We start from the raw sequence: 20,887 nt of genomic DNA on the forward strand, positions 1-20,887 counted from the left end.
GCATGTGGGAGCGGGCTTGCCCGCGAAGGCGGCCTGAAGCGCAACCAATCAACACCTGAAGGAACCCCCGAGCATGAGCGACTCCGGCCGCGCCGATGCCCTGTTAGCCGATCTGCCCCGGCACGGCCGTGGCCGGCTCAAAGTCTTTCTGGGCGCCGCGCCGGGGGTGGGCAAGACCTACGCCATGCTCCAGGCCGCCCATACCCAGCTGCGCCAAGGCGTCAAATTGATCGCCGGTGTAGTCGAAACCCACGGTCGCGCCGAGACCGAAGCCTTGCTCAGCGGCTTGCCGCAGCAACCGCTGGTGCGCAGCGAGTATCGCGGCGTGATGCTGGAAGAGATGGACCTCGACGGCCTGCTCGCCGCTAAGCCTAAGCTGGTGCTGGTGGACGAGCTGGCCCACAGCAACGCCCCCGGCAGCCGTCACGAAAAGCGCTGGCAGGACATCCAGGAATTGCTGGCCGCCGGTATCGACGTGTTCACCACGGTCAACGTCCAGCACTTGGAAAGCCTCAACGATCAAGTGCGCGGCATCACCGGCGTGCAGGTCCGCGAAACCCTGCCGGATTGGGTGCTGCAGGAGGCCGACGAGCTGTTGCTGATCGACCTGCCGTCCCGCGAACTGCTGGAGCGCCTGCGCGATGGCAAGGTCTACGTGCCGGAACAGGCGCGCGCAGCCATCGATGCGTTCTTCACTCAGACCAACCTGACGGCCCTGCGCGAGCTGGCGATGCAGGCCGCTGCGGCCCATGTCGACGCTGATCTGGCCCAGGGTTACCGCCAACTCGGTCAAGACGCCCCGGCTGTGCGCGGGCGCTTGCTGGTGGGCGTGGATGGCGATGCGCAGGCCGAACGTCTGGTGCGCCACGCCAGCCGCGTGGCGCAGCGTCGGCATCTGCCCTGGAGCCTGGTGCATATTGATAACGGTCGCGCACGGGACGAGCAATCACGCCTGCGCCTGCAAAACGCCCAGCAACTGGCCGAGCGCCTTGGCGGGGAGGTGGTGTTGTTGCGTGCCGGCGAGGTGGCCAAGACCCTGATCCAACACGCCGCCGAACGCCGCGCCAGCCTGCTGCTGGTGGGGCAGTCGCGCATGCGCTGGCACCGCCGCGTGTTCGGTGGCGGCCTGGCGGCACGCCTGCTGCGCAATGCCCGGGGCCTGGAAATCAACGTGCTCGACAGCGACGATGTGCCGGCCCCGCCGCGTCTGCCGGAAGTGCGCGGCCTGGAGTGGTTCGATTACGCCCTGGCAGTGGTCGCCACTCTGGTGGCAACTGGCGTGGCGTGGGCGGTGTCGAGCGCGCTGCCGTTACCGAATATCTCGCTGGTGTTCCTGGCGGCGGTGTTGCTGGTGGCGGTGCGCAGCAGCCTGGGGCCTTCTTTGGTGTGCGCCGCGCTGTCATTCCTGACCTATGACTTTCTGTTTATTCCGCCCAACTTCTCGTTTGCCATCCAGCGCGAAGAAGACGTACTGACGCTGTTGTTCTTCTTGCTGATGGCGGCGCTTACCGGCAACCTCGCCGCGCGTCAGCGTCGCCAGCTGCAAGCCTTGCGCGATACCCAGGAAGAGACCAGCGAACTGCTGGACCTGTCACGCAAACTCACCGCCGCCACCGACCGCCAGGCGGTGATCAGTGCGGCAGCCCATCACTTGGAGGGGTGGAGCGATCTGGACCTGTGCCTGGTCAACCGCGACGGTCAGGGCGGCTGGAAGGTCGAGACCGGCGGCCCGCTGACGTTCACCGAAGCTGAGCGCGCCGCCGCCGATTGGGCCTGGCAACACGACCAGCCGGCCGGCATGGGCACCGGCACCTTACCGTTCGGACGCTGGTGGTGGTGGCCGTTGTCGGGGGAAGAGGGGCCGCTGGGCTTACTCGGCGTCAGCGCCAAACCCGGCCTGGAATTGAGCGGCCAGCGCCGTCGCCTGCTCACGGCGTTGAGTCAGCCCCTGGCCCAAGCGTTGGCCCGCGCACAGCTGGCGCAAGAGTTGGAGTCCGCGCGTTTGCACGGTGAAACCGAGCAACTGCGCAGCGCTTTGCTCGCCTCGGTGTCTCACGATTTGCGCACGCCGTTGACGTCCATGCGCGGCAGCATCGACAGCCTGTTGGCCCTCGGCGAGGCGATTCCCTTGGAGGATCGGCGCGAACTGCTCGAAGGCACCCGCGATGAGGCCGAGCGTCTCGACCGCTATATCCAGAATTTGTTGGACATGACGCGCCTGGGCCACGGCGCGCTTAAGCTGGCGCGCGATTGGGTCTCTCCCGGGGATATCGTCGGCAGCGCCCTTGGCCGTTTGCGCGCGGTGCTGGCGCCGTTGCAGGTGAGTACCGATGTGCCGCCCGAATTGCCCCTGCTGTATGTGCATGCGGCATTGATCGAACAGGCGCTGGTCAATGTGCTGGAAAACGCCGCGCGCTTTTCGCCGCCCCACGGGCGCCTGCAACTGAGTGCCGGGGTGGCGGACAATCAGCTGTTTTTTGCCGTGGCTGACGAGGGGCCGGGTATTCCCGAGGAGGAGCGCGCGAAGATTTTCGATATGTTCTACACCGCTGCGCGTGGCGACCGTGGCGGGCAGGGCACCGGCCTGGGGCTGGCGATCTGCCAAGGGATGGTCGGCGCCCACGGCGGGCATATTCGCGTCGCCGAGGGCATCGATGGGCGCGGCACCTGCATCAGTCTGTTCCTGCCGTTGCCCACCCAGCCTGGCCTGGAACGTGAGCCGTGAGCTACCCTGTTTTTTCTACGGATTTTGATGGAACACCATGAGCCAGACCGCGACGATTTTGGTCATTGATGACGAACCGCAGATCCGCAAATTCTTGCGCATCAGCCTGGCCTCCCAGGGCTACAAAGTGATCGAAGCCGGCACTGGCAGCGAAGGGCTGGCCCAGGCCGCACTGAGCAAACCGGACTTGCTGGTGCTGGATCTCGGCCTGCCGGATATGGACGGCCAGCAAGTGCTGCGCGAGTTTCGAGAGTGGTCGACGGTGCCGGTGCTGGTGCTGTCGGTGCGCGCCAGCGAAGGACAGAAAGTCCAAGCCCTCGATGGCGGCGCCAACGACTATGTGACCAAACCCTTTGGCATCCAAGAGTTCCTGGCGCGGATTCGTGCGCTGTTGCGCCAGGCCCCCGCGGGGGAGACGCAGGAAGCCGCGCTGTGCTTCGGCCCGCTGACCGTCGACCTGGCCTATCGCCGCGTGCTGTTGGACGGTGCCGAAGTGGCACTGACCCGCAAGGAATACGCAGTGCTGGCGCAACTGGCACGCCATCCGGGGCGGGTGATCACCCAGCAACAATTGCTCAAGGACATCTGGGGCCCGACCCATACCGAAGACAGCCACTACCTGCGCATCGTGGTAGGCCATTTGCGCCAGAAACTGGCGGACGATCCGACCCAGCCAAGATTTATCGTGACCGAGGCCGGGGTGGGGTATCGATTAGTGGGGGCGTAGAGCAGTTTCCTGTGTTCGAGTCGCGGGCATTTCCCCTTGCAATCCCCTGTGGGAGCCAGGCTTGCCCGTGATCGCGTCATCCGTCATACCGACGCCTTCAAGGCTGCTCACTCTCGTACCGATCCAGCGTATCGCTCGCAATCTCCCGCCCGAGCGCGATCAACTCTGGCGCCTTGTAGAACTCAAAAAAACGGCACACCCGCTTGGGCACGTTGATCAGCACATCCGGCGGATAGCCGGCGATTTTGTACTGCGCCAACGACGTCTGCATCACCTCAAAACTCTGGTTGATCAAATCCAGCAGCGATGCGGGGCCGACGTTATCGATGATGAACGAACCGGTCGCCGACTTCGGCGCCCCGGGTTTTTCCGGCGCGGCCGCCGGTTGCTGCGATTCGGGCTCCGCTGACTCCAGCCACGGGTTGATATCCGCCGCCTGAGCCTGCAAGGCTTCCTGCTCAAGCTTCATTAACTGCTCGGCCTGTTTGCGGCGAAACGGCAAGTGCGAGCCCAGCGACTTGGCCAGACTGTTGAAACGACTCTTGAACGCCGGTGGACGCTGAATCACCGGTAACTGATAGTGCTTCTGGTTGGTGGCGTTGAGGTTGACAGCAATGATCAAGTCGCAGTGGCTCGACACCACCGGCACGATCGGCAACGGGTTGAGCAGACCGCCGTCCACCAGCATGCGATTGCCTTGCATCACCGGTGTGAACAGGCTGGGAATCGCCGCCGACGCGCGCATGGCCTGGTGCAGGCAACCTTCCTGGAACCAGATTTCCTGCTGATTGGTCAGGTCGGTGGCCACGGCGGTGTAGGGGATGCGCAGTTCTTCGATATTCAGCTCGCCGACGATCTTGCGGATCTGTCCGAAGACCTTCTCGCCGCGGATCGCCCCCAGGCGAAAACTCACGTCCACCAGGCGCAGCACATCCAGGTAATCGAGGCTTTCGATCCAACGGCGATACTCGTCCAGCTTACCGGCGGCGTAGATGCCACCGACCACGGCCCCCATGGAACACCCGGCGATACAGGCAATGTCATAGCCGCGTCGTTCGATCTCTTCGATCACCCCGATATGGGCGTAGCCACGGGCCCCACCGGACCCCAGCACCAAGGCAACACGTTTCTTCATGGTTCATGTCCTTCCCCAGACTGCCGCCCACAATGCACCCATTGAGGGGGCGGCTTCAATCTTCGCGGCCTGCCTGAACTATATTTTCCAGAATAGCCACGCGGCTCGAGTATGCTCTGGCAATAGGCGAGTATGATTTCCCCTTGGCGGACAAGGCACTTTTCCTTGTAGGCAACGTCTATTCCGTACGACTGTTTCTTCCTTTTGAGGTGTCATCAATGAAAGCCTGGATGTGTGTGCCTGTGATCGTGTTGGCCTTGGCCGGTTGTGCCGGCAAAACCGCCTACCGTGACAGCTGCGGATCGCAATTGGACGCCGCCTGGAAAGAACTGGACCTGGCCAAGGCCGAAGGCTTTGCCGGTACCGTGAGCTACTCTAAAGCCTTGTCGCTGTTGACCGGCGCCAAGACCCAACAGCAATTCGAAGCCTTCGAAGGTTGTGCCAACAAGGCCGAGAAAGCGCGCTTCTACATTCGTGAGTCCCGCGCCGGTCGCTGATCCGAGTCGGGCATCTTGAGTCGTCGGGGAATGTTCATCGTCAGGGGAGCAAGTGATGTCAGCGTTGGTCGATCAGCTAGTCGCCCAGGTCATTGGCCTGGAAGTGGGGTTACTGAGCTGTCAGGCTCGCCTTGCCGCCGTCACTGATGATGAAGCACTGCACGACCTGCGCACCACCGTGCGCCGCTTGCGCAGCCTATTACGACCTTTGCGCGGGCTGCCGGGTGTAGAGCAACTGGAAGTCGCCGCCAGCGCTGTCGGTCAGTTGACTACCCCCCTGCGTGATCGGGAAGTGCTGGCCGCTTACTTGCACCAGCACGGTCATCACGAGGCGGCGGATCGACGCTTGCGGCCGCAGCCCGATGCCTATCGTCACGTAGCTCAATCCCCTGAGCTTGCACAGTTGTTACAGATTCTGGACGCTTTTCCGCGCTTTATTCGGGCCTCCGAACACCAGAAACTGCTCAAAGGACTGCGCACGCGCATCGAAAAACGCTTGGCCAAGCAGTGGCATAACCTTGGCGCAGCGCTCAAAGAGCCGGGCCATGATCGGCATCGTCTGCGCTTATTGATCAAGCGTGTGCGCTACGCCGCCGAGGCTTACCCGCAGTTGGATAAGCTCCCCGCCAATGCCGTCCCCCGTCTCAAGAAAGCTCAGGCCGTGCTCGGCGACTGGCACGATTGCTTACAGTGGCTGGCCCAAGCTGAACAGCAAGCGGACCTGCAGCCCTGCGTGACGGTGTGGCAGCGCACCCTGGTCAAGGCCGAGGGCGAGTCCGACCGTGTACTGGACAAACTCAGCGCTCACTGCTTTTGAGACGGTCCGGTTTTTGGCCGGAATAGGCGCTGTTCACTGTAGGTAGGATGGTTAAGATCCTGTCTTCTGTTTCTCGCTTTGAGGTCGCCATGCACTTTAGTGATTTGCTCGACGCTGCCCGTCATAACCCCTTGGACATGACCATCCCTGCCGACTGGGCCCAGGGTCGTGCGACCTTCGGAGGCCTGGTGGCAGCGTTGCAATACGAGGCCCTGCGTGCCCAAGTCCCCGGCGATCGCCCACTGCGCTCGCTGGCAGTGACCTTTGTGGGGCCGGTGGCGCCTGAGGTGCCGGCCAGTTATCAAGTTGAAGTGTTGCGCGAAGGCAAGGCCGTCAGCCAGTTGCTCGGACGCGTGGTGCAGAACGGCGAAGTCGCGACACTGGTGCAGGCCAGCTTTGGTGCGTCTCGAACGTCGGAAATCGACGTCCCCAGCGAGCCGCCACCCACGTTCAAACACTGGGACGAATGCCAGGAGCTGCCCTATATCAAAGGGGTGACGCCTGAATTCATGCGCCACTTGGCCATGCGCTGGAGTGTCGGCGGCCTGCCGTTTACCGGTAACAAATCCCGCGATATGGGTGGTTGGGTCCGACTGCGTGGCGATGTGAAACAAGAGCCGCTGACCGAGGCGCACATCCTCGCGCTGGTCGACGCCTGGCCCCCGGCGCTGCTGCCGCACCTGAAGAAACCGGCCCCCGGTAGCACCTTGACCTGGACCATCGAATTCATCCAGCCGCTGGCAAACCTCACCACCCTCGACTGGTGCCAGTACTACGTCAACATCGAACACGCCCGCGACGGCTACGGTCACGCCGCTGCCGAACTGTGGAGCCCGAGCGGTGAACTGATCGCCATCAGCCGCCAGACCGTGGTGGTATTCGCCTGACCCTCAATGCCGTTGGCGCTGCCGCCAGGCGCGCCACCAACCGCCACTCAACACAAAGCGCGGAAAAGTCACGAACTGCTCGACCACCAGGCGTTGCACCGCATCTTTGCGATCACTGAACGGCTCACTGGCCTGAGCTTCCAGGCTATGCCCATGACGCTGCAACGCCAGCCCTGCCAGGATACCGACCACACCCACCGCAAAACTGGCCACACTCAGGCTGAACACCCCGGACACGATCAACAAAAAACCGATGATAAACAGCGGCACCGCGATCAGATGCAACGCCAGATTGGTCGGATGCTGATGGTTCTGCGGGTAATGGCGCCACTGCCAGGCGGGGAGATTGGGATGACGTTTGCCCATGATGATAAATCCTCTGTCCGTTGAAACCACTTGAACAGAGTCTAGGCGGGGTAGGGCGGGGCGGCGAATTGGGGTTGGCTATGGGGGGGATAGTGAGTATGTACTTACAATTCCAGATTATTTATTTAATAGGTATTGTTTTTGGATTTCGTAGGCGGAAGCTGCATTGCTTTCAGGGAGGTGCGCACGGTCTAAGTATATTTTTTAAGGGCAGTTTTTTTGAGTGTTTATAGATATGCGGCGTCAGTTGGTTAGTCTCGTTTGGTTTGGATTTTTCTTGCTTTGTGCTTGTGAAAATTTACGTCGGGTTTGTGTTAGCTATGGTGTTGGATAATTAGCGGTTATTTTGTTTTTTTAATTCTTCATTGATTTTATTTTGCGCAAGATCAAGTAGTGAGCATATGCTCTCAATTGATTTTGAAGTCAGGCTCAGGGTGGGGAAGTCCCAGTCAAAGTCCTTAATAATTTTTACTTGAAAGCACCCTTCTATATCGAAAGACGGATACCAGCCTACGTCAAGCAGGAAACCGCTAGGATATTCGACCTGAAGCATATCTTCTTTTAAGTTTTGGAGTTGATGCTCTGCGCAAAGGTTTTGCAGGGATGAAAACTCATCATAAGTAATTTTGCCGTGTAAAAAATCTAATGAGATCACTAAGTTAATCTCCTGAACTCACGTTCTGAAATAGGATGGCCGTGAATTGTGTTTGCACTTAGCTCTATGAGAATCCAGCGACTCGGGCTTCCCTCGCTTGCTCCGATATTATCAGGATACTCCATCACCTTCCAAGGTTTGCCGTTAGTAGTAATGATCAGTAATTGTCCACAGATGGCAACGGGCGTTACCCCATCATTAAGAAAAAGCAGTATCCGTGAACGCTGAGCAAGGCTCTGTTTCAGGGGACTCATGTGCAGCCAACCTTGAAGCGTAAGAACGTCGGCGGGTTGCAGTGCAAAGGGAGCAATTGGACGAGGCATGCCTGGAACCATATCGGGCAAGGGATGCACAGTATCTCGTTGCAGGTTAGAAAACGAACTACCCGCTCGCGGCACTAGGCGGGGGGTATGGCGGGGCGGCGAATTTGGGTTGGCTATGGGGGGCATAGGGGGCACGTATTAAAAAGTTATTACTATCTAAAAAAATAATCATCGGGCCCGTTTATGTAAACATTTGGGTCCACGAGTGTGATGAATTTAGCTTTGAATTCAATTAAAGCGTTCTTGTTAGTCGCTTGAAAATAGAACTGGTTATTTTCCTTGGTGATTTTGACAAAAAATACTTCCCGAACAGGAATGTTTTTTATGCTCAAGTCTTGAATACCATGACAGTCGATGCCCATTCTGCATGTGTTGTAGCCTTTACCCTCCCATTTTTTGGGTAATGTGTCAGGAAATTCCGGTATGTCGAATCCCAGTCCCACAGAAGGTCGATCATTTTCTATTTGCATAGAAAAGAGGGCAATCTGGCCAATTTCTACAGGTTTACTAAAGATTTTTTCCAAAAATATATTTCGATCTAAATCGTTCCAGTACTTCACCGATTACTCCTAAAAAATGTAATGTTCTTTGGCTTCAGTTACGTTTTCGTTCCTAGGCTTAATAATACTCTTCGGTGAAAGGCGAAAGGTTGCGTGAAGTGCTTGTTGTAGCTTTGTTTAGGCAGGTGAATTGCATTCTATGAGTTTTGAATTGGGTGCTTAATTGCATAATTATTCCTGGTAGTGGGTTTTATTTTTATATTGTTGTGAGTTAAATTATTTTTGGTCGCGCTCTATGATTTCTTCGTTATATTTGATTAGCCGGTCTAGAAGCACTTTCATGAAATTTCGTTTATTAGTGATTTCGTCTTTGAAGTAGGTATCAAAAAGATAAAATACCGATTCGAATGTTTCGTCTGTGCTCAAAAAATATTTTAGGGTGTTGATGTGCCATTCTCTCTCTTCCTGTTTGTATTCGGCGAACTCAGGTTTGGTTAACGTATCGAATAATTTTCCGAGCTCTGCGCTGTCGTTTACGTTTGTCGATTTAATTCGCAGTTCTCGTTCTTCTTCTCTAATGTTTTCGAAGCTATAAGTGAAGAGCAATCCCTGGATTATCGGTAAGCTTGGTTTCAATTTCATTTTAGGTCCGAAATAGTAGTCGTCCGGACCATTGATGTAAACGCTAGGGCCGTTAAGTGAAACGAATTTGGCACTGAATGTTATTATTGCGCTTTTGCTTTTTGCTTCTAGTTTGAAATGAGTGTTCTCGTTTTTGATTTCAAGGGCGAAAATTTCATGGGTGGGTAGATTGTGTATTTTTAAATTGCTAATTTCGTTGCAGGTAATCCCTATTCTGCATGTGTTGTAACCTTTGTTTTTCCATTTTTCTGGCAGGATATCCGGAAATTCAGGTATGTCGAAGCCCAAGTTAACACTTGGCTGGTCATTTTCAATTCTTAATGAAAAAAGTGCTATCTTTCCAATTTTAATAGGCTTGCTAAAAATTTTGTTGAGGAGAGTGCTTCCATCTAGTTCGTTCCAATATTTCATTGTTGTTTCCTGAAGAGATAGTGTTTTTTTGTTCCGGCAATATGGCCTTTTCGCGGTTTTTTGAATGGGCGTAAGTTGAAGTGAGATGGGGTGTCTCCAGCTCTATCGCACCGTCCATGCTTATGGCCAGTAGGGTGGTTTTGAATAAGATATTTAGTGCCGCTTAATCAACGGGCCCGTTTATGTAAACGTTTGGATCCGCGAGTGTGATGAATTTAGCTTTGAATTCAATTAAGGCGTTCTTGTTAGTCGCCTGAAAATAGAACTGGTTATTTTCCTTGGTGATTTTGAAAAAAATACTTCCCGAACAGGAATATTTTTTATGCTCAAGTCTTGAATACCATGACAGTCGATGCCCATTCTGCAAGTGTTGTAGCCTTTGCCCTCCCTTTTTTAATTGATTCAAAAGATTCGTCGGTCCTCAGAAAGTAGTCAATGGTGTCTATATGCCACTTACGCTCTAAGTATCCATAGGATGCGAATTCGGGTTTGGTTAGTTCATCAAATAGCTCTGAAAGTTCTTTTTCATCATTTACATTTTTTGATGTAATAAAATTCTCTCTTTCATGATCGTCTAGATTTTCAATGTTGTATGTGAAAAGAAGACTGCGCAAAATTGAGAGTCTGGGCTTATGTTTCATATCAAAATTCCGTATAAGCGGTAACGGGACGTTGGCGCAATGCCTCACATACTTAAGTCAGAAGTTATATAGGGTGCTTTTTGCGTGTCAGTTGAACTCGTAATGGAGAGCGTATAAATCGAAGTGGTGGTCCTATTTGGTGTTTATGTGAAAGTGGACATCTTCAATGCCTATCTTTTTAAATCGCATTTTAGAAGCTTCTATAATTTTTTGATTTTCGATGTTTGTATGGTAAATGAATTGAGCTGCGGCATGTGTTTCAGCTTCGTAAAACCTACATATCAGTATGTCGGTTTGAGATTCCAAGAATAAGCTGATTTTTTCCGCAGTAATATGCTTTTCAAATATGGTCATTTCTGACCATAGATTCTCAATGGCAATTTCTATTTTTTGAATAATTAAAATGACGTTGTGCGAGCCTTCAAAGAACTGATTGTCTATTTTTTTGGGGGCGTTAGGGAGGTTTTTGATTGTTGAGTAGATATTGCTATTTTCATTTTTTTTAAAAAAAGTCTTGGTCTTGAAGTGTTTTGATCGTATTTTTTTAAATAGATACTCTTCGGTTTTTGAATTGAATTCAGCCGGCTGCGCTGAATGCCATTCTCTTTTAATTGACCAGTCCTCTGGCAGTTGCTCTACCACCGAGCACCATGATCTCCAAGCGCTTTCGAAATTATGGCTTAACAATGTCGTAGTGGTGAATCTGGCGTCATTTGTTGGGCGTGCACTTTCCCATGGTCTTACTCCATATTCATTTATATATACAGTCGTCATTTTTGGCTCTTGAAGTAAGGGTGTGAATTGTCACCGTTTTTTTAAGGTAGCTTTGTTTAGGTAGATGAAGTTGATTTTATGAGCTATGAGTTGGGTGCTTTAATTGTATAACTATTCCTGGTGGGTTTTATCTTTTCGATTGTTATGGATTAAATTTTTTTGCTTGTATTGTTTAACTATGAAGGTAAGCATAAACGTCGTTCTGAGAAATCTCTTCAATTTTCATCTCTGTAATAATTTTGTTTAAAAGAGGTAAGTGCTCTGAGTGGCATATTGCTTGAGCTGCGCCATATGTTTCTGTATCGTAAAATCTAAAGGAGATAGAGCTTTTTTCGCTAAGTATTAGTTTGAAGTCGTCAGTGTTTGAGATGTCTGTAAGATTACATAGCTGCTGCCACAAGTTTTCAAGATTTACGCTGTTTTTTTGCATTATTGTGATGGAGTTTCGATAATCGGTCATGCACATAGGGTCTATGCAAAAGGGATCAGTATTTAATTGTACTATCTTGGAGTAAATTCCTGTTAGCTCATTTTTTCTAAAGATATCGCCTGCTTTCGCTTTTTTGGAAAACTCTTTTTTTGATGCGTACTCTTGAGTCTTATTGAGGTAAGGGGTTAGCCTTGTGTGCCAGTGAACGAGGGTGTTGAATTTTTTTGTAAGCGGCGAACTGAACTCGCACCAGGTTTTCCAGGCGCTTTCGTAATTTTGATTAAGTAGAGTTATTGTTGTGTAGTTTTCATCGTTGCTCCCATGCGGCTGGTCCCATGGATGGATACCTATTTCTCTAATGAATACTGATTTCATATCTATCTCTTGAAGTAAGAATGGTTGTCCGTGTTGTTTTTCAACGGTATCTTTTTTTCTTCGATGCTGATTTCTGTATTGAAATGTGGCCCGAGATTACCTTTTTTATGGCCGAGAGAGTGTTCGTGTATCTCAATTTTGCGCTCGTTTAGCTCAAATATATAAATTCGACCCTCTGTGTATTGATCTTGATCTTTGATTTTTACTTTATATGTTTTGGTGGGATGTTGCTGTCTTGGTACGTTACCTATTAATTTTGCTCTTTTAAATGCACCGTTTCTGGATAGCTTACTATCCGCACCTTTTGGTAGCTTTGGCTCGACTTCAATTATCTTGACACGCTGTTCCGGCTTATCAGCATTGCGCGTCGGTTGACAATCGGTGCCAGGACAAGAGTTCAACCCCAGCGGATCCACCCACCCCGTAGGGTTAGGCACATACCGATACCCATTGATCCCACCCGCCAACTTCACCGGGTCCGGCGTCAGGTAGCGACCAATATCCGGATTGTAGTAGCGATGGCGGTTGTAGTGCAGGCCGCTTTCTTCGTCGAAGTATTGACCCTGGAAACGCAGCGGATTATCGAGTTTGCCTACGTCGAGGCGTGCGATTTCGCCGTAGGCGCGGTAGTGGGCGGACCAGACGATATCGCCCTCGGGGGGGGGGTGAGTTCCTGGGGTGTGCCGAGGTGGTCGAGTTGGTAGTGGTAGGGTTTTGTCTCTTTTGGACCGAAGCCTTCTAAAAGCGCCAGCGGCCGGAAGCTGTCGGGTTCGTAGAGGTAGCTGCGGTGGCGGCCCGCTTGGTGTTCGGCGATAAGTGTGTCGCCTTGCCAGAAAAATTCGGTGGTGATGCCGTCGACGGTTTTGCTGATACGCCGGCCAAACGGGTCGTAGCGGTAACGGGCGGTTTGGCCGTTAGGCTGGGCGATTTCGATCAGCCGGTGTTGGCTGTCATAACGGTATTCCGTGACGAGTTGCTGGCCTTTGCCGCGCCGTTCCTGGGTCAGGTTGCCGAAGGCGTCGTAGGTGTAGTGGCGGTCGCCCTGGATCAGCAGGCGGTTGCCGGCGACGATGTCGGGGCCGGGGCGGTTTTGCATCAGCAGGTTGCCGGCCGGGTTGTGGGCGAAACGTTCCTGCACGTCGTGGGAATGGTCGGCGCGGGTCAGGCGTTGCAGCGGGTCGTAGCGGTAGTGGTGTTCGCCTTTGCGGGTGTCGAGCAGGCGGGTGAGGTTGCCGGCTCGGTCGTAGTCGTATTGGCGCTGCAGCAGCGGGTGGCTCTGGTGGGTGACGGCGTGGGCGTGCAGGCGCTGTTGGTCGTCGTAGTGATAGTGGCTGAGCAGTTGGCCTTGTTGGCGCTGGTGTTCCAGGCCGGCGTTGAATAGGTGCGAGGTCAGGGTTTTGCCATTCAATTCAACAGTCGCAAGGTGCCCGCCCTTGTCGCGGTTGAACACTACGCGGTTGTTATCCGGCAGGCGCAGGTGCTTGAGCTGGCCGCAGGCGTCGTAGCCATAGCGCAGGGTGCCCCAGCCCTGGTGTTCGGCGGTGAGGCGGTTTTGGCGGTCGTACTCGTAGGCCAACGTCCAGTGGCCGTCGTCGACGCTGAGGAGATTGCCCTGGCGGTCGTAGGTGTAATCGACGGTTTGGCCATCGGGTAGGGTTTTTCGTAAGAGGCGTCCGGCGTGGTCGCGTTCGTAACGCGTCACCCACTGACTACCATCGTCGCCGTATTCGGTCTTTTCCTGCAGGTGGCCGTTAAGGTCGTAGGCGTAGGCGGTGCGTTGGCCGTCGAAGCCGATTTCCTGCTGGATCAGTCCGTTGGGGTGGTAGTCGAGTCGGTAGGTTTCGCCGACTTCGTTTTCGATTTCGGTGAGCAGTAATCGGGCGTTGTCATAGCGGTACTGGACCTGAGTGCCATCGGCATTCAGGCGACGGCTGATCAGGTGCAGGCCGTCGGCGTAGTCGTAGCGGGTGACGTGGCCGAGTTCGTCGCGTTCGGCGGTGATTTTTCCGTAGGGGTTGTAGCTGTATTCGCGGGTGGCACCGCCTGGCAGGGTCAGACGAGTCAGCCGACCCACAGCGTCCCACTGGTACTGGGTCAGCGCGCCGTGTTCATCTTCGCGCGCCACCTCGCGGCCCAGGTCGTCGTAGCGATAGCGCCTGATGCCACCATTGGGCAACTGCTCCTCAACCAGTTGCCCGCGCTCATTCCACACCAAGCGATGGCAGCTGTGATCCGGGTACCAGACCCCGGTCAGTTGCCCATGTTTGTTATAGCTGTAGTCGGTAACGTGACCGTCGGGATCGAGGCTACGGGTGATATCGCCCTGGTCATTGCGCTCGTATTTCCAGACCGCCTCACCCCGGCGCACCACGCGTACGAAACCGTGGTCATGCTCGTAGGTAGTGGGCTCATCTTCCCCAGGAAACAGCGCCACCAGCCGTCCGGCTTCGTCGTACTGATACGCCGTCACCGCCCCCAGCGGGTCTTGCTCGACTGTCAGCCGGCCTTTTTCGTCGTAGGATTTGAAGTGCTGCGCGCCATCGGGATCGATGCGTTGCACCAATCGCGCACGGTCGTCGTGGACATAGATTTCCTGGCTGCCATCGGCGTTGTGCACCGTGACTTGGCCGTCATCGCCCCACGCATAGCGCGTGTCCATCTGCGAGAAGCTGGCCCAGTGCCGCGCACAGCGCGCCGCCTTGCCGGAGCGTTCCCACGCCCAGAAGAAACTCGCCCCACCGGCCAGGCCGCGTTCCACAATGACGTGCTGCTCGTCGTAGCGGTACACCTCGCTCTCGCCGACGGCATTGGTCGCCGAGACCAGTCGGCCCAGGTCGTCATAGGCGTAGGAAACGACGTTTTGCTCAGTCGTCCAGACATACGGACCACGGCCTTCGGCGCGCTGAATCTGGTAGTCCACCGCGACAATGCGCCCGCTCCCATAGCGCAGAAACAACGAGCGACCCACCCCGTTATCCACCCGCTCGATACGTCCGAGCACATCGCGGAAAATTCGCAGGCGGTTGTCATACGCATCGCTGATCGCCGTCAGCACACCGTCGCGAAAGTGGTAGAACCGCGATGCCTGGGCCAGCACCAGCTCATCCGGCGAAGCCCCCAGATAGATCGCCGCTTCGGCCAGGCTATTGGTGATTGCCGGCCTCGCAACGGTGGGCATTGGAAAGGAAATTGAGCGATTTTCATGGTCGGTCCAGACCACCGAATCGCCTGAAACCAGCAGCCGCTGCGCCAGCCCATGGCTCCAGCCAACCCCCAGTCCTACATCGACTTCCACCGCACTGGTGCGATACAGGCGCGTCCACTCGAACGGCAACACCCCATCCAGAACACCGTCAGTCAGGGTCAGCAATTCCTCGCCGGTGACCATCGACACGGGGCAGCCGTTAGTGACGGTTTTATCCGCAGAAGCCGCCGCATCGCCGTTCGGGTTTTTTCCCGAAACTGGCACGTCATCCACAGGCTCCTGCCGCACCAACACCGTTCGTTGAGCCTTGCGACGAACCGCCGGCACCGCGTTCGTAACCACCTGCTCCCCAGCCTTCAACGGCGCAACCGGCACTGTTTTGATCGGCGTCGGCGCGCTGCCCAGCAGCAATGGCCTGGCCTCTGCGACATGGGGTTCCAGCCTGGGCCCCTTGAGGTGCTTGGCGAGCAACGCCAACAACGCTCGCGCCCGCGCGGATTTGATGCTGCTGAGCGTCTGAGCACCCAGGCGCAGTGCCACGCCCATGCCTGCTGTGGCCCAGATCAGCAGCAGATTGATCAGCACTTCCCCGGTCAGTTCGCCGACCAGTTCGTACATCTCGGGCGGCGGTAGCAGGCGCATCCAACTGACCATGGCCGCCAGATAAATGAACAGCAGCGGCTCATCGCTGAGCACCAGCAAACCCTGGGCAATCGCGTCGCTGCCGAGTGCCAGCAGCGCATCGAGTTCGGCCTGGGAGATGTAGGCCAACAGCTTTTCGCTGTGGGCCTTGAGGTCCGATAGCAGCTCATACAACTGCGTGACGTTGTCCCACAGGTTGTACAGCGCCTTGGCCAAGCCACTTGAAAACGCCATGCCCTGCATGGCGCTGCGCTCAAGCGCGGTGGCGTGGGAAAAATCGTCCCAGCGGGGTTTGAAGGTCTTTGCCCATTCATCGCGCAGGTCCGTTTCCAGCCCCGCGATCACCGCCTGATAAGACGCATACAGCGCCTTGACGTGATCCTGGGAAACGTTGGGATAAAAGGTGATCTGGTAGGCCTGGTCGCGGGTGCATTCCTTGAGTTCAAGAATGCCGCTGGGGCCGATGGTGTGATGCTGGGGCGCGCCCATCGCGCTGCCATCGGCGGCCAAGGCTTGAAGCATCACCGGCGTGTTGCCGATGGGGACGAAGCGGGTGCTTTCGAACAGGTGCACCAGGGTCAACGAGCCCTGGGCATCACACTGAGCAACAACCGCGTTGGGCTTTTTTGAAGAAACCGGTTCGACCAGCCCGACGTCATCGCCGACTTTAAATACCTGCTCCACCTGCAGGGCCGAGCCACTCCAGAAGCTCTCGGCCCAGTCGTCGAAGGTGTTGAGGCAGTCGCGAAAATCACGCAGGACGCCTTCGATGTCTGGCGCCTTGGGGTCCATGGGAGCCAGGACGAAGCTGGCGATGACCGGAATCAAGAGACAGCCCTGTCGAGCAGGGCCATAAAAGCGGAGTGCATCAGCGATCCCTCGCACTGAATGATCAGGCGAGAGACTTTGGAGGGATTATCAGAGCAAAGAAGTCGGCGTTATTCGCCGGCAGGGTGAGGACGTTTCGCCAAAAGCGCGGGCAAATCGTGGGGTTGCTGTAGGGATAGGATTACAGCTTGAACAGCCTTACAGCTTCAGTTGCCCAATCGCCTTGCTCAACTCCCCAGCCAAGGTGGCCAGGTCATTGCTGGTGGTGGCGGAGCCCACTGTCTGTTGCACGGTGTTTTCGGTCACGTCGCGGATGCTGACCACTGCGCGGTTCATCTCTTCAGCAACGTGGCTCTGCTGCTCGGCCGCGACGGCGATCTGAGTGTTGCTCTCGCGCATCTGCGCCACGGCGTCGGTGATTTCGGCAAGGGCGCCGGCGGCGTCCTGGGCCTGTTGCACACAATCGTCGGCCTTGAATGAGCTTTCCTGCATAAAGTCCACCGCATCGCGGGTGCCGGCCTGCAAGGCCGAAACCATGCGGGTGATTTCGTCGGTGGAGCTTTGCACGCGTTTGGCCAGGTTGCGCACTTCGTCGGCGACCACGGCGAAACCGCGGCCCATTTCACCGGCGCGGGCGGCCTCAATGGCAGCGTTGAGGGCCAGCAGGTTGGTCTGTTCGGCGATGCTGTGGATCACGCTGACCACGCCGTTGATTTTCTGGCTGTCTTCGGCGAGTTTCTGGATCATTTCCGCGGTTTGCTGCACGCCAGTGGACAGCCCGGCGATCGAGCGTTGCACGCGGGTGACCACTTCGCGGCCGCTGCCGGCCAGGGTATCGGCGGTTTTGGACAGGTCGCGGGTAGCGCCGGCGTGCTGGGCAATGTGGTGCACGGTAGCGGTCATTTCATTGATCGCGGTGGCGGCCTGGTCGGTTTCGCTTTGCTGGCCGAGCATGCCGTGCTGCACATCGTTCATGCTGCTGGCCAGGCGCGCGGCACCTTCGTCGAGCAACCGGGCGGTGCTCGCGACAGTGTTGACTACCCGCTGGTAGCCGGCCTGCATGGCGTTGAACGCGCTGGCCATCTGGCCGACTTCATCTTTGCATGCCAATGGCACACGGGCCGACAGGTCGCCGGTTTTCTCCACATGCAGCATCACGTCCTTGAGGGTGTTGAGCTGGCTGAGCAGGAAGCGGATCAACAGCTGCGAGGCGCACAGCATCGCCAGCATCAGGATCAACACCGCTGCGGCGTACTGGGTAAAGCGTTCGCTGAACACCTGGCTGAAGCTGGGGGCGTAGGCGAGTGCGGCGATTTGTTGGCCGTCCGCGCGGGCGACAACTTGCGCCCCCGCCACAACATTCTCACCGAACAATGGCATAGGGTTGAGTTCGACCCAGCCGCTGGCGCCGTTCAGGGCTGACAGATCCTGGTCGGCCAGTTGTGGGGCTTGGCCGCGCGGGAACGTCAGCCACATCTCGCCCTTGGGCAAAGCCTTATCGGCCGGCCAGGCGCTGAGCAGTTGCGCCTGGGCCTGCGCCGACGCGTAGGATTGCGCGGTGCGGGCCTGCTGTTCGAGGTGCACGGCATAGAGCACCAGCAGCAGGGTGGTGACAAAGGCGACCGCGTTAACGGCCCAGAATTTGTATTTCAGCGAGATATTGCTAAGCCAGGCACCCATGGAAGGTTTTCTCTGATAGCGAAAGCAGCATTGGCAAGGTGCCAGTATTGTGCCTTTATCATAAAAAACCCTTTTGACATGGGTCAATGCGCCGCATCAATCCAGAGTGGGCAACCCAAAAAACCGACGGGCGCAGGCGGTGGTGTGTAGGGCCAGGTCCTCTACGCGTTCCTGGCGGTGCAGGGCGACTTCACGCAGCACTTCCACGAGATAGGCTGGTTCGTTGCGGCCATTTTTCGGTTTGGGGCGCAGCGTGCGTGGTAACAGATAAGGCGCGTCGCTCTCCAGCATCAGACGTCCTCGGGGGATTTCTCCGACGAGCGGGTGCAAATGGGTCCCACGGCGTTCGTCGCAGATCCAACCGGTAACGCCAATGTGCAAATCGAGGTCGAGATAGCTGAACAGTGCCTGCCGTTCGCCGGTGAAGCAATGCACCACAGCAGCGGTGAGGTGGTCGCGGTAGTCCTTGAGGATTTCCAACAGGCGCTGGTTGGCATCACGTTCATGTAGGAACACTGGCAGTTTCAGCTCTGCGGCCAGGGCCAGGTGAGCTTCCAGGACCTTTTCTTGTTGCGGGCGCGGGGAGAAATCCCGATTGAAATCCAACCCGCATTCGCCGACGGCACGCACCCGGGGCTCACTGAGCAAAGCACGCAGACGCTGAGCGCTGTCACCGTTCCAGTCACTGGCGGAGTGGGGGTGAATGCCCGCCGTACTGAACAGGCGCTGGCTGCTTTGATCGAGTTTTACGCACAGCTCCAAGGCCTGTTCGCTGCCTTCGACACTGGTGCCGGTGAGTACCAATTGCTGCACGCCGGCGGCATAGGCGCGGTCGAGAACGGCCTGGTGTTTATCGTCGAAACTGGCATTGGTCAGGTTGACGCCGATATCAATGAGCTGCATGGTGCTATCTCCGCCTGCGGCCGGAAAGCATATCAGAGCTGTAGATTTATAAGAAAAACCAAGAACTACAACGGTTTATAGCTGTCTTTGAACGTTGCGACCGAGATGGCTGATGGCTAAATGCCTTGCCCATGCTTGCGTTGCTCGCGAAGCCTGCGCTCAAAGCGCTCTGTTTCTGACTCCCAGCCCCTCGTTTTTCCGAGGGTGTTGACCAGTATTCTTTCCGGAGAGCGGATGATCCGACCCTCGGCGTTATTAATGTTATGCCTCACGCTGCTGCTGCCCGTGGCGGCGGTCGCGCGACTGGAAGGGCCGCTGGAGGTGACCAAGCCCAGCAAAGTCCGCGATCTGGCGGAGATTCGCTCAAGCCGTACCTTGCGCGTACTGGTCAACCAGAGCCGTAACAGTTCCGGCGAAGTGCAGGGGCAGGCCATTGGTGTCGAATACCATCGCCTGCGTGCGTTCGAGCAATACCTCAATGGCCATGCTCGCGATGGTCAGCAGATCAATCTCAAGATCATTCCCAAAGCCAAGGATCAGTTGCTCGCCGCGCTGGCCCGTGGCGAAGGCGATCTGGTGGCCCCGGGTGAATTGCTGGATATAAACGCAGCTCACAAGATCGCCACCAGTGACCCGATTGTCAGCGATGTGCCGTTGTGGTTGGTGGGGGTCAAGGGCGAGCGGCGGTTTACCAAGCTGGAGCAGTTGTCCGGTCGTACCGTGGCGCTGACCACCGGCAGCGCGGCGGCGGATGCTGTCAGCCAGGCCAATCAGAAACTGGCCCTGCACAAACGGCCGCCGATCACGGTGGAGTGGGTGGACCCGAGCTTGGCGGTGGAGGATGTGCTGGAGATGGTCCATGCTGGGATTTTCCACCTGACCATCGTCGAGAAGCCCATTGCCGAGCGCTGGTCGAAGATCCTGCCCAAGTTGCGCTTCGACAAGCAGGTCGCGATTACCGCGCCCGGCGACGAGTTTTGGTTTGTGCGCCAGGATGCGTCGATGCTGCGCGCCAGTATCGACCGATTCCTCAAGACCTATCGAACCCCGGCGGATCAGGATGTGGCGTTTCAGCGCATCTACCGTCGTCTCTACCAGGTGCGTAATCCGCTAGCCCGCATCGACCGCCAGCGTCTGGAGAAACTGCGTCCGGTCCTGCAGAAGTACGCTGAGGCGCAGGGCATGGACTGGTTGAACCTGGCGGCGTTGGCGTTCAAGGAGTCGGCTCTGGATCCGAGCGCGCGTAACAGCGGCGGCCCCACCGGGTTGATGCAGATCACCCCGTCGGCTGCACAACGGGTGGGTGTCAACAATATCGAAACGCTCGACAGCAATGTGCAGGCCGGCGCGCGGTATCTGGCGATGATCCGTCGCAAATTCTTCGCCAGCCCCATGCTCAACGAGCGTGAGCGCATGGCGTTTGTCCTGGCGGCCTACAACATGGGCCCCGAGCGCGTTCAGGGCATGCGCACCGAAGCCAGGCGCCGCGGACTCAACCCCAATCAGTGGTTTTTCCAGGTGGAACGCATCGCCATGGAGCAAGTCGGGATGAGCGCCGTCAGCTATGTGAATAGCGTCAATAAGTACTATTTGGCGTTCGACAGGGAGCGAGAGTCGCTGGAGCCGACGGCCACCAAAATTGCCTCAAGGAAGTGATCGATTTTATTGATATTAATCAGGCATTTTTTGCGCTTTTATCATCCTTTAAGCTGATTAATATAGCG

At 56.4% G+C, this 20,887-nt stretch carries 16 protein-coding genes and 2 pseudogenes; 6 read left to right on the plus strand and 12 right to left on the minus strand.

Features of this window, described 5'->3' with window-relative positions; translation table 11 throughout:
* The first annotated feature begins 73 nt into the window (after nt 1–73).
* Entirely contained in the window at nt 74–2,725 is a 2,652-nt protein-coding gene (locus HRH33_RS09245) for a sensor histidine kinase (RefSeq protein ID WP_099312454.1), read from the plus strand.
* Nucleotides 2,726–2,762: 37 nt separating this feature from the next.
* Entirely contained in the window at nt 2,763–3,452 is a 690-nt protein-coding gene (locus HRH33_RS09250; protein ID WP_034096559.1) for a response regulator, read from the plus strand.
* 97 nt (nt 3,453–3,549) lie between these two features.
* Here the strand turns inward: HRH33_RS09250 and HRH33_RS09255 are convergent, their stop codons facing one another.
* A complete protein-coding gene (locus HRH33_RS09255; RefSeq protein ID WP_034096560.1) occupies nt 3,550–4,587 on the minus strand; it encodes a patatin-like phospholipase family protein in 1,038 nt (345 codons plus the stop codon).
* A 218-nt stretch (nt 4,588–4,805) separates the two neighbouring features.
* Between HRH33_RS09255 and HRH33_RS09260 the strand changes: the two genes are divergently transcribed.
* From HRH33_RS09260 to HRH33_RS09270, 3 genes are all read left to right on the plus strand, one after another.
* The gene (locus HRH33_RS09260) at nt 4,806–5,084 is read left to right on the plus strand and encodes a hypothetical protein (protein ID WP_034096561.1); all 279 of its coding nucleotides are present in this window, start codon (nt 4,806–4,808) and stop codon (nt 5,082–5,084) included.
* Nucleotides 5,085–5,139: 55 nt separating this feature from the next.
* Nucleotides 5,140–5,901: a CHAD domain-containing protein gene (locus tag HRH33_RS09265; RefSeq protein ID WP_167416568.1), complete on the plus strand. Its 762-nt coding sequence runs from the start codon at nt 5,140–5,142 to the stop codon at nt 5,899–5,901.
* A gap of 89 nt (nt 5,902–5,990) precedes the next feature.
* Nucleotides 5,991–6,788 (plus strand): acyl-CoA thioesterase, encoded by a 798-nt coding sequence (locus HRH33_RS09270; RefSeq protein ID WP_167416569.1) that lies wholly within the window; start codon nt 5,991–5,993, stop codon nt 6,786–6,788.
* A 3-nt stretch (nt 6,789–6,791) separates the two neighbouring features.
* Here the strand turns inward: HRH33_RS09270 and HRH33_RS09275 are convergent, their stop codons facing one another.
* From HRH33_RS09275 to HRH33_RS09325, 11 genes and pseudogenes are all read right to left on the minus strand, one after another.
* Nucleotides 6,792–7,154: a DUF962 domain-containing protein gene (locus tag HRH33_RS09275; protein ID WP_034112542.1), complete on the minus strand. Its 363-nt coding sequence runs from the start codon at nt 7,152–7,154 to the stop codon at nt 6,792–6,794.
* 334 nt (nt 7,155–7,488) lie between these two features.
* A complete protein-coding gene (locus HRH33_RS09280; protein ID WP_167416570.1) occupies nt 7,489–7,809 on the minus strand; it encodes a hypothetical protein in 321 nt (106 codons plus the stop codon).
* 475 nt (nt 7,810–8,284) lie between these two features.
* Entirely contained in the window at nt 8,285–8,692 is a 408-nt protein-coding gene (locus HRH33_RS09285) for an Imm50 family immunity protein (protein ID WP_167416571.1), read from the minus strand.
* 216 nt (nt 8,693–8,908) lie between these two features.
* Entirely contained in the window at nt 8,909–9,685 is a 777-nt protein-coding gene (locus tag HRH33_RS26560; protein WP_167416572.1) for an Imm50 family immunity protein, read from the minus strand.
* Nucleotides 9,682–9,834: pseudogene (locus HRH33_RS26685) on the minus strand (HNH/endonuclease VII fold putative polymorphic toxin); the annotation flags it as partial. The pseudogene HRH33_RS26685 and the gene HRH33_RS26560, both read right to left, overlap by 4 nt.
* Nucleotides 9,835–10,011: 177 nt before the next feature.
* Nucleotides 10,012–10,326, minus strand: coding sequence for a hypothetical protein (locus tag HRH33_RS09300; RefSeq protein WP_173603435.1), 315 nt, complete (start codon nt 10,324–10,326; stop codon nt 10,012–10,014).
* Between the two features lie 132 nt (nt 10,327–10,458).
* Complete coding sequence (locus HRH33_RS09305) at nt 10,459–11,100, minus strand: hypothetical protein (RefSeq protein ID WP_167416573.1); 642 nt, start codon at nt 11,098–11,100, stop codon at nt 10,459–10,461.
* Between the two features lie 172 nt (nt 11,101–11,272).
* Nucleotides 11,273–11,905, minus strand: coding sequence for a hypothetical protein (locus tag HRH33_RS09310; RefSeq protein ID WP_123480405.1), 633 nt, complete (start codon nt 11,903–11,905; stop codon nt 11,273–11,275).
* 2 nt (nt 11,906–11,907) lie between these two features.
* Nucleotides 11,908–16,580 (minus strand): annotated as a pseudogene (locus HRH33_RS09315) (RHS repeat-associated core domain-containing protein).
* A 198-nt stretch (nt 16,581–16,778) separates the two neighbouring features.
* Complete coding sequence (locus HRH33_RS09320; RefSeq protein WP_167417607.1) at nt 16,779–18,260, minus strand: methyl-accepting chemotaxis protein; 1,482 nt, start codon at nt 18,258–18,260, stop codon at nt 16,779–16,781.
* Between the two features lie 96 nt (nt 18,261–18,356).
* The gene (locus HRH33_RS09325; protein WP_167417606.1) at nt 18,357–19,163 is read right to left on the minus strand and encodes a TatD family hydrolase; all 807 of its coding nucleotides are present in this window, start codon (nt 19,161–19,163) and stop codon (nt 18,357–18,359) included.
* Between the two features lie 234 nt (nt 19,164–19,397).
* Here HRH33_RS09325 and HRH33_RS09330 point away from each other — a divergent pair, with 234 nt between their 5' ends.
* Entirely contained in the window at nt 19,398–20,819 is a 1,422-nt protein-coding gene (locus HRH33_RS09330; protein WP_167417605.1) for an MltF family protein, read from the plus strand.
* Nucleotides 20,820–20,887: the final 68 nt, after the last annotated feature.

The organism is Pseudomonas rhodesiae (genome assembly GCF_013285305.1).
GTDB lineage: Bacteria > Pseudomonadota > Gammaproteobacteria > Pseudomonadales > Pseudomonadaceae > Aquipseudomonas > Aquipseudomonas rhodesiae.

Bases quoted from the DNA above. Each gene is read 5' to 3' on its own strand.
- HRH33_RS09245 (WP_099312454.1), top strand. From the start codon at position 74: ATGAGCGACTCCGGCCGCGCCGATGCCCTGTTAGCCGATCTGCCCCGG.
- HRH33_RS09250 (WP_034096559.1), top strand. From the start codon at position 2,763: ATGAGCCAGACCGCGACGATTTTGGTCATTGATGACGAACCGCAGATC.
- HRH33_RS09255 (WP_034096560.1), bottom strand. From the start codon at position 4,587: ATGAAGAAACGTGTTGCCTTGGTGCTGGGGTCCGGTGGGGCCCGTGGC.
- HRH33_RS09260 (WP_034096561.1), top strand. From the start codon at position 4,806: ATGAAAGCCTGGATGTGTGTGCCTGTGATCGTGTTGGCCTTGGCCGGT.
- HRH33_RS09265 (WP_167416568.1), top strand. From the start codon at position 5,140: ATGTCAGCGTTGGTCGATCAGCTAGTCGCCCAGGTCATTGGCCTGGAA.
- HRH33_RS09270 (WP_167416569.1), top strand. From the start codon at position 5,991: ATGCACTTTAGTGATTTGCTCGACGCTGCCCGTCATAACCCCTTGGAC.
- HRH33_RS09275 (WP_034112542.1), bottom strand. From the start codon at position 7,154: ATGGGCAAACGTCATCCCAATCTCCCCGCCTGGCAGTGGCGCCATTAC.
- HRH33_RS26560 (WP_167416572.1), bottom strand. From the start codon at position 9,685: ATGAAATATTGGAACGAACTAGATGGAAGCACTCTCCTCAACAAAATT.
- HRH33_RS09300 (WP_173603435.1), bottom strand. From the start codon at position 10,326: ATGAAACATAAGCCCAGACTCTCAATTTTGCGCAGTCTTCTTTTCACA.
- HRH33_RS09305 (WP_167416573.1), bottom strand. From the start codon at position 11,100: ATGACGACTGTATATATAAATGAATATGGAGTAAGACCATGGGAAAGT.
- HRH33_RS09310 (WP_123480405.1), bottom strand. From the start codon at position 11,905: ATGAAATCAGTATTCATTAGAGAAATAGGTATCCATCCATGGGACCAG.
- HRH33_RS09320 (WP_167417607.1), bottom strand. From the start codon at position 18,260: ATGGGTGCCTGGCTTAGCAATATCTCGCTGAAATACAAATTCTGGGCC.
- HRH33_RS09325 (WP_167417606.1), bottom strand. From the start codon at position 19,163: ATGCAGCTCATTGATATCGGCGTCAACCTGACCAATGCCAGTTTCGAC.
- HRH33_RS09330 (WP_167417605.1), top strand. From the start codon at position 19,398: ATGATCCGACCCTCGGCGTTATTAATGTTATGCCTCACGCTGCTGCTG.